12 protein-coding genes are annotated in these 14,682 nt (G+C 40.9%); 6 read left to right on the top strand and 6 right to left on the bottom strand.

Annotation, left to right across the window (positions count from 1 at the left end; translation table 11 throughout):
- The first annotated feature begins 265 nt into the window (after positions 1–265).
- The 3 genes from MSBR3_RS15060 to MSBR3_RS15050 all read left to right on the top strand — a co-directional run bounded on the left by MSBR3_RS15060 (position 266) and on the right by MSBR3_RS15050 (position 5,632).
- Complete coding sequence (locus MSBR3_RS15060) at positions 266–3,307, top strand: tetratricopeptide repeat protein (protein ID WP_048109016.1); 3,042 nt, start codon at positions 266–268, stop codon at positions 3,305–3,307.
- A gap of 119 nt (positions 3,308–3,426) precedes the next feature.
- Positions 3,427–5,064: a bifunctional N(6)-L-threonylcarbamoyladenine synthase/serine/threonine protein kinase gene (locus tag MSBR3_RS15055; RefSeq protein ID WP_048109015.1), complete on the top strand. Its 1,638-nt coding sequence runs from the start codon at positions 3,427–3,429 to the stop codon at positions 5,062–5,064.
- Positions 5,057–5,632 (top strand): XTP/dITP diphosphatase, encoded by a 576-nt coding sequence (locus MSBR3_RS15050; protein ID WP_048109014.1) that lies wholly within the window; start codon positions 5,057–5,059, stop codon positions 5,630–5,632. The genes MSBR3_RS15055 and MSBR3_RS15050 overlap by 8 nt, the downstream gene beginning before the upstream one ends.
- A gap of 195 nt (positions 5,633–5,827) precedes the next feature.
- On the opposite strand, the gene MSBR3_RS15045 is transcribed toward MSBR3_RS15050, so the two are convergent.
- A complete protein-coding gene (locus MSBR3_RS15045; protein ID WP_230627525.1) occupies positions 5,828–6,250 on the bottom strand; it encodes a hypothetical protein in 423 nt (140 codons plus the stop codon).
- Positions 6,251–6,543: 293 nt separating this feature from the next.
- On the opposite strand from MSBR3_RS15045, the gene MSBR3_RS15040 reads away from it, so the two are divergent.
- A complete protein-coding gene (locus MSBR3_RS15040; RefSeq protein ID WP_048109013.1) occupies positions 6,544–7,143 on the top strand; it encodes a hypothetical protein in 600 nt (199 codons plus the stop codon).
- 342 nt (positions 7,144–7,485) lie between these two features.
- Here the strand turns inward: MSBR3_RS15040 and MSBR3_RS15035 are convergent, their stop codons facing one another.
- Entirely contained in the window at positions 7,486–8,271 is a 786-nt protein-coding gene (locus MSBR3_RS15035; protein ID WP_230627523.1) for a cyclase family protein, read from the bottom strand.
- A gap of 18 nt (positions 8,272–8,289) precedes the next feature.
- Positions 8,290–8,475, bottom strand: a complete 186-nt coding sequence (locus tag MSBR3_RS15030) for a 4Fe-4S binding protein (protein WP_048109012.1) — start codon at positions 8,473–8,475, stop codon at positions 8,290–8,292.
- A gap of 133 nt (positions 8,476–8,608) precedes the next feature.
- Between MSBR3_RS15030 and MSBR3_RS15025 the strand changes: the two genes are divergently transcribed.
- Positions 8,609–9,670 (top strand): radical SAM protein, encoded by a 1,062-nt coding sequence (locus MSBR3_RS15025; protein ID WP_048109011.1) that lies wholly within the window; start codon positions 8,609–8,611, stop codon positions 9,668–9,670.
- A 216-nt stretch (positions 9,671–9,886) separates the two neighbouring features.
- Positions 9,887–10,471 (top strand): metal-dependent hydrolase, encoded by a 585-nt coding sequence (locus tag MSBR3_RS15020; protein ID WP_048109010.1) that lies wholly within the window; start codon positions 9,887–9,889, stop codon positions 10,469–10,471.
- A 979-nt stretch (positions 10,472–11,450) separates the two neighbouring features.
- Here the strand turns inward: MSBR3_RS15020 and MSBR3_RS15015 are convergent.
- From MSBR3_RS15015 to nadE, 3 genes are all read right to left on the bottom strand, one after another.
- The gene (locus MSBR3_RS15015; RefSeq protein WP_329956813.1) at positions 11,451–11,984 is read right to left on the bottom strand and encodes an acyltransferase; all 534 of its coding nucleotides are present in this window, start codon (positions 11,982–11,984) and stop codon (positions 11,451–11,453) included.
- Between the two features lie 354 nt (positions 11,985–12,338).
- Positions 12,339–13,472: a DUF362 domain-containing protein gene (locus MSBR3_RS15010; RefSeq protein ID WP_048109008.1), complete on the bottom strand. Its 1,134-nt coding sequence runs from the start codon at positions 13,470–13,472 to the stop codon at positions 12,339–12,341.
- Positions 13,473–13,515: 43 nt separating this feature from the next.
- Positions 13,516–14,508 carry an NAD(+) synthase gene (nadE, locus tag MSBR3_RS15005; protein WP_080942324.1) on the bottom strand — a complete coding sequence of 331 codons (993 nt, stop codon included), beginning with the start codon at positions 14,506–14,508 and terminating at the stop codon, positions 13,516–13,518.
- Positions 14,509–14,682 lie beyond the last annotated feature (174 nt).

Here is a 14,682-nt window from a genome sequence, read left to right as displayed (position 1 = left end):
TCGGAAGGACGGTTCCGTTTCGCTCACTTCGCTCGCTCAAGCGGATTAATTTATGAACAAAGAAGTTTCACTTTTCGAGTTCCGTCTCTGGAGGACTATCCAGGCTTGAATTTAAATAAACTGACAAACTGCTGAAAATTAAATCAGTAACTATTTTCTGCGCCCATATTTATAATAATTCTCTTATATACGTATTTATTATAGGTATCGTATACAACTGAATGAACTTTATTAACTAAATTTTACCCAAAGATTCCGAGGGCTTATGAATTCTCTTTATGCCAGAGCCTGGTACAGTAAAGCTCTTGCTCTTTTGAACTTGAAAAACCAGATCGGTGCAGAGAAAAATTTTGAGAAGGCGCTTGAGGCTTTTGATGCCGTACTTGAGGTTAGTCCTGAGGATAGCGTTGCGTGGCAATACAGGGGAAATATACTTCGTTACCTGGACCGGCCGGAAGAAGCTCTTCAGGCTTTTGGAAAGGCACTTGATTATGACCCTGACAATATTACTGCCAGATATCTCAAAGGACTTACCTTAGGGTACCTTAACATGCCAGATCAAGCTCTTGAGGCTTTTAGCGGTGTACTTGGGAGAGATGAAAAGCATATCGGTGCTCTGTACTACAGCGGACTTGCTTTAAAACAACTCTCAAGAGATGAAGAGGCACTTCAGGCTTTTACCAGAGCCGCTGAGTTAAATCCCGAAAACCTGAAAGTTTGGTACTATAGAGGAATAACCTTATCCATGCTTGGAAGAAATGAAGAAGCATTAGAGGCTTATGGAAAAACCCTGAAACTGGAACCTTCGCATTCAGGAGCATGGGAAGGCGAGGCAAAAGCATATCTTGCTCTGGGCAGAAGGAGAGAAGCTTTAAGAACCTGTGAAAGGGCTCTGGAACTCGAACCTTCGTCTGCCGCGACCTGGGAAACTCAGGGAAGAATTCTCGAAGGCATGGGAAGAAAAGAGGAAGCTCTATCAGCTTTTGAAAAAAGCCTGATTCTTGAGCCGGGAAATGCAAAAAACAGGCTAGAAAAGGGGAAGCTTCTTGGACAGCTTGGCAGGTCCCCGGAGGCTCTTGATGTTTTTGAAAATGCTCTTGAGCTGGATAACTCTCTTATAGAAGCAAATGTCGGCAAAGGAAAAGCCTTACTGGTACTTGGAAGATACCAGGAATCTCTTAACACTTTCAGAAAAGTTCTTGAGATTGAGCCTTTAAGTCCAGAGGGATGGAGAGGAACAGGCAACTGCTTTCTAGCTATGCGGAAGCCTCATGAAGCTTTACAGGCTTATGAAAAAGCTCTCTCCTCGGGAACTGAAAATTGCGGTGTTTTGAGCGGCCTTGGAGGGGTATATTATACGCTTGGGGATTATCCAAGAGCTCTTGAGAACTTTGAAAAGGCTATCAGACTTGGTCCTGAAAGCCTTTTTGCTTGGAACGGAAAGGGAAACGCCCTCTATAAGCTTGGAAGATACGGTGAAGCTCTTGAGGTCTATGAGACCCTTCTCGAACTTAACTATGCAAGTCTCCCTGCACGATATAACAGGGGTGCAACTCTCTCCCAACTCAAACATCAAAATAAAAACTTTGATGAAGTCCATGAAAGTCAGCTCCAGACAGCTTTAAAAAAATATCTCGAATTGTCCGGAGGGCTTCCTGAGGGAGAAATTGGGGATGAGAGCTGGAAGTACCGGGGTTTTGCTTTTGCCGGGTTGGGAGAGTATAGCGAAGCTCTTAAAGCCTTTGACAATGCTACGAAAAAAGAATCTGAAAATTCATTTCCCGGAATTTGCAAGGGAGTTACTCTTCTTTGCCTGAAAAAATATGAAGAAGCCCTGGCAACGCTTGAGGATGCAGAAAAGGCTCTTTATGTAGCCGCCGGAACAGAGAAATACACAAAAAATGAGGAGCGCAAAGAATCTGGGATTTTAAACCCTGATGAACAGGATTTCAGGCTGGAAATTCTTTGGAATGCTAAAGGACTTGCTCTGGATACTCTTGGAAGGTATCAGGATGCTTTAAAAGCTTTTGAAAACGTAAGGAAACTTTCCAAAGCTGAGAATATTCCATGTTCCGGAAATGGCCTGGTTTTTGCGCATTGTGGAGAGTGGGAAAAAGCTCTGAGAGCGTTTGATAGCATTCTTGCCTTCAACCCTAAAAATACACAGGCTTCAGTCATGAAAGCTTTTGCACTTATAAGGCTGCAAGAGTTTGAGAAAGCCATTCCAATCCTTGAGGAACTGCCAGCTAACGAGACTAACTCGGATTTACCTTCGTGCCTGCTGGGCTTTGCCTATTTTAAGCTGGAAAATTTCGAAAGAGCACTCAAGGCATACAGAAGAGCAATTGATATAAACCCAAAAAACTCTCATGCAAGAAACGGGCTTGCAGAACTTTACTTCAGGCTCGGAAACAGCAGGGGCGCATTAAAAGAACTCGAGTCTTCGATTGCAGAATCCCCTGAAAATGCATTCTCAAGAAACCTGAAAGGTCGGGTAGAACTTGAGGAACAGGCCTGTGAGGAAGCTCTTGAGTCTTTCAGGCGATCTCTTGCCCTGGATACGGAAGATCTAAGACTGTTGCTTTGGGATGCGTACGCAAGGTATATGTATGCAGAAGCCTCTTTTGAGGAAAACAGTGCACGCTTCAGGTCTATGCTTCTTGCAGCTGCAGGAAAACTTGAAAAAGCAGCTATTCGGCAAAGGTCCGAAGATCATGAATTGAAAACTTATGCCCTTTATCTTCTGGGGCTTTTTTACTGTCGGGCGCACTACTTCCGAAAAGCCGCCGATAGGCTGGATGAATGCCTGAGAATGGATCCCCCAACCGAGGTTAAAAAGCCTGCAGCCTTGCTACTGAAAAATCTTCGTACAGGTCCTCTGAACCCTACCTGGTGGGAATGGTGGCTTGATTCAAGGACGAATCGCCTGCTTAAAAAACTTAGTTTCGGGTTAATTTTCCTTTTTATATTCAGTCTTCTGCTGTCCAATCCGGCAGCGCTGTCCATTCCAATTATTTCCTGGCCCGCATTCTATATAAATTACCTTTTTTCTTCCACAGGGCGCATTTCATGGCCTATTTACGGCAGAGAGTACATAGTCTTTATTCTGTTTTTAGTTTTCATCCTGCTTTTGCCCGGTTTAAGGCAAGGCAAACCGAACAAAGAAGAGCTTGAACCTCTTACTCCTCCATACCCTGATTTCGATATTCCTGCATCCATACTTGAGGAGTTTGGTGAAAAGCTTGAAAGAAGCCTGTTCTTTCCCGAACCTATGGAAGAAAGTGTGCGAAAGCTCGAAAATTTTTAAAGTCCTGGAAAAAACTTGAAAAATCCGTTTAATGTCCAGAAAAAGCAAACGTATATAAGTTCTCTCCTGTATTATCGAAGGCAGTGACAGCAAAAAGGACTGGAAGGAGACTGTAAGCCTTGAAAAACACGTTCATCCTTGGAATCGAGGGCACTGCCTGGAACCTTAGTGCCGCAATCGTGACCGAGACAGAGATTATTGCCGAGGTCACAGAGACATACAAACCCATCGCCGGAGGAATTCATCCCAGGGAAGCAGCCCAGCACCATGCAAAGTACGCAGCTAGCGTTATAAAGAGACTCTTTGCAGAGGCAAAAGAAAAGGGAGTCGAGCCTTCTGAGATTGATGGAATAGCTTTCTCTCAGGGGCCTGGACTTGGACCGTGCCTGAGGACGGTTGCAACAGCAGCCAGAATGCTTTCAATATCTCTTGGCGTCCCTCTTATAGGGGTCAACCACTGTATCGCTCACATAGAAATTGGAATCTGGAGAACACCTGCAACGGATCCTGTCGTTCTTTACGTAAGTGGGGCCAATTCTCAGGTTATTTCCTATATGGGAGGACAGTATAGAGTTTTTGGGGAAACCCTGGATATAGGGCTAGGAAATGCCCTTGATAAATTTGCACGAGGGGCTAACCTGCCGCATCCGGGAGGGCCAAAGATCGAGGCATACGCAAAGGATGCAAAGAAATATATCCATCTCCCTTATGTGGTAAAAGGCATGGATCTTTCCTTTTCCGGGCTTTCCACAGCAGCTAGCGAAGCTTTGAAAAAAGCTCCTCTTGAGGATGTCTGCTTTTCTTACCAGGAAACAGCTTTTGCAATGGTTGTTGAGGTTGCAGAACGAGCCCTTGCTCACACCGGAAAAAAAGAAGTCCTGCTGGCAGGAGGAGTTGGGGCAAACACAAGGCTCCGAGAAATGTTAAACGATATGTGTGAAGCCAGAGGTGCGAAGTTCTATGTGCCCGAAAAACGCTTCATGGGAGATAACGGGACAATGATTGCATATACAGGGCTTCTGATGTATAAATCCGGAAACACACTTTCCCTTGAAGATTCTCGTGTAAACCCAAGTTACAGGACAGATGATGTGAAAGTGACATGGATCCGGGAAGAAGAAACGAAAAAAATTCCTGAAATCTCTCCTGGCACTTCTCTCAAGCTTGGGGAAACACTGGATAACGGGGCCGAAGCTGTCGTTTACCTTGAAGAAGGACCTGAAGGAAAGGAAGTGCTTATTAAGGAAAGAGTCCCGAAGGCTTACAGACATAAGGAGATTGATGAAAGGATCAGGACAGAAAGAAACCGTACAGAAGCCCGCTTGATGTCTGAAGCCCGACGCAGTGGAGTCTCTACGCCTATTATCTATGATGTGGAAGATTTCAAGCTCAAGATGCAGTATATTGATGGCGTTCCAATAAAGTACCTGGTAACTCCAGAGCTTTCCGAAAAAGTGGGAGAACTTATAGGAAAACTCCACAGTGCGGGTATAATACATGGAGACCTTACTACCTCAAACCTCCTGCTTGCAGGTGAAAGGCTTTATCTCATTGATTTCGGGCTTGCATATTTCGACAACGGACTTGAGTCCAGAGGGGTAGATGTCCATGTACTTTTCCAGACTTTTGAGAGTACCCACCGCAACTATGAGGCTCTAATCGAAGCTTTCAAAAAAGGATACCAGAGAACTTTTGTGGATTCAGAGGAAGTACTCAAGCGTGTTGAAGAGATAAAAAAGAGGGCTCGTTATGCATAAAATTGTTTTTGTTACGGGAAATAAAGGCAAATTTGCCGAGGTAAGGGACATCCTCAAGACTTTTGGAATTGAAGTAATTCAGGACAAAAACGGCTATCCAGAACTTCAGGAGGACGACCTTGAGCCAATTGCAGCCTATGGGGCGCAACACGTTGCAAACAGACTGAACATGCCTGTAATGGTAGACGATTCCGGAATTTTCATAAAAGCCCTAAATGGCTTTCCAGGTCCGTACTCTCGTTTCATAGAGGACAGACTCGGAAATCCGAAAGTACTTAAGCTCATGGAAGGGGAAACCGACAGGACCGCGTATTTCAAGACCGTTATCGGATACTGCGAGCCCGGAAAAGAGCCTCTGGTTTTCCCAGGTATAGTTGAAGGAAAAGTCGCATATGAGGAAAGAGGTACAGGCGGCTTTGGGTATGACCCTATTTTCGAGTACCAGGGTGAGACCTTCGGAGAACTCGGAGACGCCGAGAAAAATAAGGTTTCTCATCGCCGCAGGGCCATTGACAGCTTCTTAGAATGGTATAAAGGTAAACTTGAAAATCCTGACCAAGGACATTAAGATTTGACGATAAGGAAGGACAGCAAGATTTGACGATAAGGAAGGATAGCAAGATTTGACGATAAGGAAGGACAGCAAGATTTGACGATAAGGAAGGACAGCAAGGTTTGGTAATAAGAATTAATAAAATGCAACTGCAAAAAAGCTACCTTAAAAGGATTTCTATATCTATCCTTCCTTTTTTCCTGCGTTTCCTCATTCTTTCAGTTTATTTTTAAGCAGCCCAAGAGCTATACCTAGCTGGTTCAAACCCAGTTTCAGGGCGATAGTAATAATCTCATTATTCGAAAGATTACCGAATTCTCTTTTGATTGCAAATAAATCCATAATACACTGCTGATCCAGGACGAGTGGCCCATTAAGTAGATCTTTTGAAGTAGTACCTGTTTTTTGGCCTTTAAATTCAATTTTCCTTACTACTTCTACTCCACTTTCTGGTTTTGCAGTGCTTCCTACAGCCTCAGGTACATCTGACTTTTCCCCATAAAGACATTCCATTTGCTGGAGGCAGTGAGCCAGGCAAACGCTCTTTATAAATTCTTCAACTTCCATACCACTCATGCTCGCATATTTCTTTATTTCGGCAAGTTGTTCTTCCGAAAAAGGTACGTAGAGCACATTTTCGTTATGTTCTTCTTCTATCCCAAACCCTCCTTGTATTTTTCATTATCTTTTGATATGATGTAGTTTTATCTTCTGATAATTTATTCTTTTCTTCTTTATTTTTTATGTTTTAATTGTTCTTTATCCTTCAAGTTTTCCTTTTTACTTTGTTATTCTCAAAGTTATCTGTTAATCAAAGACTGTATGTTGATGAAATTTGTCGTTATTCACACATAATCTATTAATCAGAGATTATCTATTAAACGTTAAGTAAAATTTTTTAATATGTATGGCGTGTTAATTCTTATATGAGAAATCTTGCTTCCGATACTACTGCTGCAGATACTATCCCTCTCAAATTAGTTGTGTACTTAAGTCTGCTTGCGGCAGTGCTAATTATAGCATTTCAGGCCTGGCATAACGCAAGTCCTGTCCTGGAAGAGGCGCAGATTAAGTCCCAGGTTGAGGCTGCTTCTCTGTCGATACGTTCAATTCAGGAAGGGTATGCCCGAGATTCTGCTGAGAGTCATAGTCCTGAAGGGACAATGTGTACCCTCAAATTCTCCTTTCCTTCTTCAGTCAGGTATATTAGCTTCGGAATGGACCCTGATCCCGAATGTAATGGACAGCTTTACGATTCGGAATGGGTTCTTGAAAATAACACTATTATCTACCAGTATAAAAACGGAGTCAAAAAAAGATTATTTCTTGCAGGAAAGCCGATACACTTTATAAAAGGCGAGCAAAATTCTAAAGGAGTGTGGGTGCCCTGGGAGAGCCGGGAAAACATCCTGACACCTTTATCTCCTGAAAAGACAGGAGTTGTAATTGAGTATCCGGTTTCTGGAGAATTCCTCTTCGAGCTGGTCATGCAGAACGGGATAAGGTACACTATGTCCCATTTTTGAAGGATGATATGTAGTTCAAAAACAAAAAGAAATGAAAAATCAAAAATGATGATCCAAAATCAGAACCAAAAGTAATAGTTTAAATTGTGAAAATTCAAAAGGGAAACTTAAAATGGAAACTTAAATATGAGATTCAAACTTAATATTTCGAAAGTGAAACTCAAAATAGAAACTCAAAATAGAAACTCAAAATAGAAACTCAAAATAGAAACTCAAAATGGAAACTCAAAAGTGAAATTCAAAATGGAAACTCAAAAGTGAAATTCAAAATGGAAATTCAAAAGTGAAATTCAAAATGGAAACTCAAAAGTGAAATTCAAAATGGAAACTCAAAAGTGATAATCAAGAATAAGATATCAATAACGCTCTTGCAGGTGCGCCGTCACAATCTTCAATTTTGAGGGGAAAGCAGAGGAAGAAGTAAGTTCCTGCTCGTACGGAGCTGAGTTCAAGACATTCTACTATGTTCACATTACCTGAAAGAAGGATGTAGTGAGCAGGTAGAGTTTCGGAATAAAAATTGTCCACCGAAAAATTGTCAATTCCTATCGTCTTGAAGCCTTTTTCAACAATCCAGGCTGCTCCGCTTTCGCCAAGGTACGCAGAGCCAGATTCTTCCTTCCCTAGTTCCATACTTTGAGGATCTGACTCTATGTCTTGTTTACTAAGTTTACCTTTATTTCCTTGTTTCCGAGAAAAGGCTTCCGTTTTCAGAAGGAGGACCTGTATATTTTCAGGAGCTCCCATGTTCTGAAATTCCTTTTCAAGAATGCCAGCAGTCAGTTCACCTGACAGTGATGAAAAGTCGAGAATAAGGGCCGGACCCATGAGTTTTTTTAGTTCCAGTTTGTCAATAGTCAGGCCATTTTTCAGGATATGAGAAGGAGCATCAACATGTGTGCCTGTATGGCTTCCAAGACTCAATTTTGATACTGCATAGCCTTCTTCTTCAAGAGTACAGACCTTCTCAATTACAGGTATCGGGTCTCCGGGAAAAGTCCGTGTAAAAGGGGAAATCGGGACGGTAATATCTATTATTTTTCCATGTGCTGTGAGTTTCTCTATTTCAGCCTGAAATTCTTCCATTTGAGTGGAAATTCCTTTCACGTCAATCGGAGTTTTTCCCATGTTAACATCTTTAACGTCTTATTCCATATAGATAATGGATCTGTTCGTGCACTCATCTATGCATTTCATACAAAGGGTGCATTTCTTGGGGTCTATTTTCGCAAGCTCATTTTCCTCATATATTGCACCCACAGGACAGACATCTTTGCATTTTCCGCATCTTTTGCAGCCGAAAACCACGACGTATCCATTTTGTTCTGACATCAGTGAACCTTTAGCACCTCATGGTTATATCAGTTTCCGAGAAAAGCCCCTTCTTTATAAAGGCGTCTCCATACTTTCAATCTGGAGTCAAAAACAAGCCTTATATATAAAAAAAGAATATGCAGGTTCAGGTATGGAAAAGTTCACTGAAGATGAAACCGGTTCTTTTTACAGTTATCTCTCAGAAGGGTGTAGACTCTGCCAGAAGGGTGCCAAAATGGTTCTTTTCGTAACAGGCCTTTGCACCAGAAGCTGCTTTTACTGCCCTCTTTCTGACGAAAGGCGAGGAAAAGACCTTGTTTTTGCGAATGAAAGACCTGTAAACAGCGATGAGGATTTACTGAAAGAAGCCGAGCTTATGAATGCTCTTGGGACAGGAATAACAGGTGGAGAGCCCTTACTAAAGCTTGAAAGAGTCCTGTATTATATCCGAATGCTCAAGACTTCTTTCGGAAAAAGACATCACATCCATCTCTATACTTCCCTGGCTCCTGGAAGGCAGATCCTTGAAAAGCTTGCAGATGCAGGCCTTGATGAAATCCGTTTCCATCCTCCGCAGGAATACTGGAATGACCTTAAGAACAGTCAATACGCAGATGCTCTGCAAAATGCAAAGGAACTCGGAATCGAAGCCGGAATCGAAATTCCTGCTCTTGAAGGGGCGGAGAAGGTTGCAGCTTTTGCAGAAGAAACTGGAGTTTTCCTTAACTTGAATGAACTCGAATTTTCGGACAATAACTCGGAAGCTCTCTTGAAGAATGGTTTTTGTCTCGAATCCGACACGTCCAGTGCGGCTGCAGGGTCCTGTAAATTTGCCAGGACTGCTCTTACGAAGTGTAAAAAGGCCCATTTTTGTTCTTCAGTTTATAAAGATGCAGTTCAGCTCCGCAAAAGATTTCAGAGGATTGCAAAGAACACTGCAAGAGAGTTCGACGAAATCACCGACGACGGCACTCTGGTGTATGGGGTAATTGAAGGAGGAGACCAGGAGCTTGCAGAAAAAACTTTGCAAAATCTGGAAATTCCATCCGAACTATTTGAAATAAAAAATGGAAAAATCGAGATTGCCTGGTGGGTACTTGAAGAATTAAAAGAAAGCATTAAAGAAGAACTGGAACCCTCAGGATCAAGGCTTACTATTATTGAAAGATATCCGTTTGAAGACGGAATGCTCGTCGAGCTAATTCCTCTTTAAGGTACTTCCCGAGTAAGTAAGCTAGCAAGGAAGAGTTCTTTCCTGGATTTATGAGGCGTCTTTAAGGTTAACTAACTCCTGCAAAAATCTCTTTTAAAAAGAAGTACTTTCAATGTACTTACTTTAAAAACCAATTTAAAAAATTTTAAATATGTTGGGCGCCAACTCTATCTAAATCCAAAAACTGTTACCTTTAGAACTCTTAAGTGTTTTCTTATGCCTTACCCGATTGTACATGTGTTATTCTTTGTATTCTGTATAAGTGCAGTAGCAGTCTTTGCTGCTATCAGATCGTTTTTTCGAGGGGAACTCTCTCTCAAGGGTTCAACGAATTTACTGTTCCTTATGTCTGTAGGCAGTATCTGTGCCTTATTTCCGGATATTATGGTCATTCATAGTTTGCTAGTAAACGGTACTATGGAACATTGCTGGATCGGCCCGATTCCTACACATTCACTTTTATTCAGTCTTTTAGCAGTCCTGTTCGGTGTTGTTGCAGGATATATTAAATACAGGAAGTCTGACAGGGCAGTGTATCTCGGACTTCTTGCAGAGGCTGCATTTGCATCTCACCTGTTGCTCGATGACATAAGTGAAGGCGGCTGCGAGTACCTTTATCCGTTATACAAGGAGAAGATTAGTCTATTTTCAATGATGGACATAGGTTTTCGGGAAACCGGAGTTTTTGATTACGTGATTGCATCTTTTGTATCGGTCTTTTTCATTTGTTCCATAATAATGATAGCACTCTTTGCCCTGAGTAAGTACGGTTTTGAGCTAAACTACAAAACCGAAAAATAAAATAGTTGAAAGTGCTGGTTGTCCTCTGTTATCCGGTTGATATTATTCTCAAATGATCGTAAAGTGGTTTCCATGTTTTTTGTTCCGAGCTTTAGCGCAACTTGAGCTGACTTTCGTTACTTGAACAAAAAAGCAAGCATTTATCCTGCTGAATATTAATCATGGTAATATCAACCAGATAACACTGGACGGCATTTTATTCTTTATCAACGTAATCACCTATTTTTTTACCTCAATCCACAAGCATAAACTATTCTGCTAAAAGTGATTGCAGATGAGGTTATGAATACAAAAATATCAGTTTTAACCTCAAATTGTGAGAAGAAACTTTTTGCAACACAACCTTCAGGCTTCAACAGAGTTTTGGTAAAAAATCGAAATCTTTTTTAACTTTTCAATCAATTTCGTTTTGCAGGCTGATACAAAGCTTATGTCTCAAAATCCTATAGTTAACCAAATTACTGAATATTTTAATATCAGCCTGTAAAATATCCTTTTTTGACAGTGTCTTATAGTCTTTATTTTGTTCAATTTGCGCTAAGATTCTCTCATGCCTCCAGCTGAGGTATTTCCAATCTTTGATACAACTGGAAAGAAACTTTATCTTATTTAATTAAGAAAAACAGGGTGTAATGCTCTATTGATAAATTATTTTGTTATGTTGGTTCAAACATAATACTGCTTAAATTTAGAATTATAGTTCCGTTGTAAAAAATTAGAATAAGCATGTAATCTATGGATAAGATAGTATGTCGAGAGTTTCGTAAATTCGAAATCAAACTTTTGGTTACTCAGCACTATTCGATCGTCCACTATTATGAGGTTGATATTTTCATGATTAATTTTCCAGTGCTAGAAATGCCCTATGTTTCGTGCATCAAGCATGCTATTAACCTTACTAATTGCAAATATGATACGCCACTAAAAACATTTGGAAATAACATCAACTAGCTAATAGTGCACGATCAAAGTATTAAAATCAAGTTTTAAGTTCACCTACACCTTCAAGTTTTTTAACAACTCTTGCCGGATAGCCCAGAGCAAGACTATTTGAAGAGATATCGCGGCTAACTACGGATCCGATACCTATTATTGAGTTATCCCCTATTTCTACGCCCTGAGTGATTATACATCCAGGGTTTACACAAACTCCACGTCCGATTTTTATGGGAGCCATAGTTCTCGGATATGCCTGTCTTGTAGTCAAACTCCCTCTCGTATGAGCAGATAATATGCATCGGTCCCCGATTTCAGAGTAATCTCCTACCGTAATTAATTCGGGATGGATCCGATCAAAAACCACATTATAGCCGACATATACATTATGCCCAAGATTTACACCCCTCATCCTGTGCAGTTTTGCCCTCCAGGAAGGAACGGGAATGAATGAGGCAAGCTGTTCCAGAATCCAATTTTTAAAATATTTTATACCAAACAGGAGTTTATTACTGTGGTAATGATCTGCGATTTCTCCAAAGGCTACTTTATCTCTATTAGACACTACAGTAGTCACGCTAATACCCCCCATTTCCTATCTAATTATTTTATGCAATTTCTCTATCAAATTATTTTATATGACTTTTCTGTCAAGTTATTTCTGTCAAATTATTTTATAATCCATCTCTATTAACTTTTTTACGCTCTTTCGTTGGCATTTTGATAGATAAATAAATTACTTATTTACGCCTAATTAATTTTGGCATTAATAATCTGCCGACACTGTCAATCATGCTTAGTGAGTACACTATCTATCATGCTTAGTGAGTACACTGTCTATCATGCTTAGTGAGTACACTGTCTATCATGCTTAGTTATACATACTCTCAGGCTATCTCAGGCTACTCTTATGCTAACTATAACTCTCCTGTTAACTTTTACTTCTGGTTACAAACTTCATAAGCAATGATTTTTTTATCTCTACCGCATCATTAGGGCAAAGTTCACGGCAGCAATAACAATGAATGCATTTTTCTTCGTTAATTTTGAGTACACTGTCTATTTTCTCAATGGCATGCGCTGAACAGTTCGAAACACAGGCTCTACAAAGTTCGCATTTTGAAGTGTTAATAATAGGCCTTACAGCTAATTGTTTTCTAAGGATTCTCATAAGGAAAGCTGGTATATAAGCCGTAATTCCACCTTCAGGGCTTTTGAACCTGACCTTTGCTTTTTCCAGCGGTATCCCAACAATCTCAGGATGCTCGGTTCCGAAACCTCTTTTGATTGCAGCTATATTTGTAGGAACCTTTAAAGGATCGACTCCTATAAGCTCAGAGGCTACAATATCCAGGGATACACAGTCATAACTTGCCATAATCACGCCTGCAAAGATAGGTGTGCCATTGGACGGACCATTTCCTTCCATTCCAACCACTCCATCCATGACTGCAAGCTGAGGCTTGACAACAGAATATATGTCAACAATTGCTTCTCCAAAACGGCGGCGGTCTTCCAGGAAATGAGCTTGTTTTCTAGTTTTCTGAGGTACGGCGCCGAAGAAATTTTTAACTGCCCCTGTATATAGTGTGAGTTCATGGGTCTTGAGTTTTGGAAGAGAGATTACTACATCTGCCTCAAGTACAGCTTTTGAGATGTACAGATGAGAAAACTGACTTGCATTAGGAACATCAATTTCAATAAAACCTGACGTCTCAAAATTGATCAGCTCAACCCCATGACCGAAAGCAACATCTTCAATACCAGACACTTTAAGCGCCTGCGAAGTCGTAGTAGATCCGGGTTTCACAATACCGGACCCGTCTCCTATAACTGGAATGCCTCCTGCTTCCGAGACAAGTTCGCACATAGCGGATACTATCGCCGGATGGGTGGTAACGGCATCCTCTGGAGGTCGAATAGAAAGCACATTGGGTTTGAGAAGCACGCGGCTGCCAGGAACTATAATTTTCTCAAGCCCGCCTATCAGGTTTAGCGCTTCTTTTACCGATTCTTTAGCACTCGAATAGTCCTGGCATTCAACAACTGAGACCCTGGTATTCATATTCACACTTTTTAATGTTGTTTACAGGCATTTTTCACAGTTTTTACCTGTTGATATAACAAACAGGCGGCGCGGCTCGTATATATTCTGTATTATTTCTTATTCTACTGATATGTTTCTGGGCTTTTTCGATTGTCTCTCTGGACAGTCCGGTGCTCTTTTCAATTACTTGCAGAGGCAACTGATGTTCCTGGGCATACAGCATCTGATCCATGATCTGAATCGGCATGCGCCAGTAGAATTCCTCATCAGTTGTGTAATGGCTCCAGGTATCAGCACTTGGAGGACGTTTCATAATTTCTTTATTGATATCCAGATATTTCCCCAGAGCATAAACCTGGGTCTTATAACAGTCTGCCAGAGGTTCAAGATCTACACCCCCGTCCCCATATTTCACAAACTGACCAAGAACTACTTCGGTCTTGTTGGTCGTACCGCAAACTGCGTAATTCAACGTTTCAGCATACATATATTGAACGAGCATTCTAGATCTCTGTTTGACGCCCTGCAAACCTATTAATTCAAGATAATCAGTAGCTTTTAGCCTGTACTTCCCAACAGTTTCATTACTTTTTACTAAGCGGATATAGGGGACATTTAGCGATCCCGTGTTAAGAAAATCAGGTAGGACTAACGAAGTTTTATGTATTCTGATATCATATTCAGGACAGACTCTTTTTATAATTTGTTCTTTCTTATCATAGATATTAAGCGATCTTAGAATAGGGGAGATGGGCACTTCTTCATACGACACTCCAAGGCTTTCACAGATCTCTGCTCCCAGGGTCTTGCTGGAAGGGGCGGATTCCTCTTCAGGAAGGAGAAGTCCATACACGTTTTCTTTTCCCAGTTCCTGTACACATAGTGTAAGTGCTACAGCTGAGTCAATGCCTCCCGAGACTCCTATAACTATTCCCTTTTTCTTAAAACTCGTTACCTGATCTCTAATAAAACCCCTCAGTTTTAAAGCTATATTTTCAATGTTTCCATTGAGTTCTTCTGTTATATTCATGCTCATTTCTTCTGTGATCTGCATAATATTACCCCTCAAATAATTAGATCTTTAGAATTAGACTGTTCAAGTTAGACTGTTTAAGTTAGTCTGTTTAAGTTAGATTGTTCGAATTAAACTGTTTTAAATTAAACTGTTTTAAGTTAGACTGTTTGAGTAGACTGTTCAAGTTAAACTGTTTAATTTAATTGATTTGAT

This window comes from Methanosarcina barkeri 3 (assembly GCF_000970305.1).
Lineage (GTDB): Archaea > Halobacteriota > Methanosarcinia > Methanosarcinales > Methanosarcinaceae > Methanosarcina > Methanosarcina barkeri_A.
Note: the sequence above shows the minus strand (reverse complement) of the source record. Positions and strands in the feature narration are given on the sequence as shown.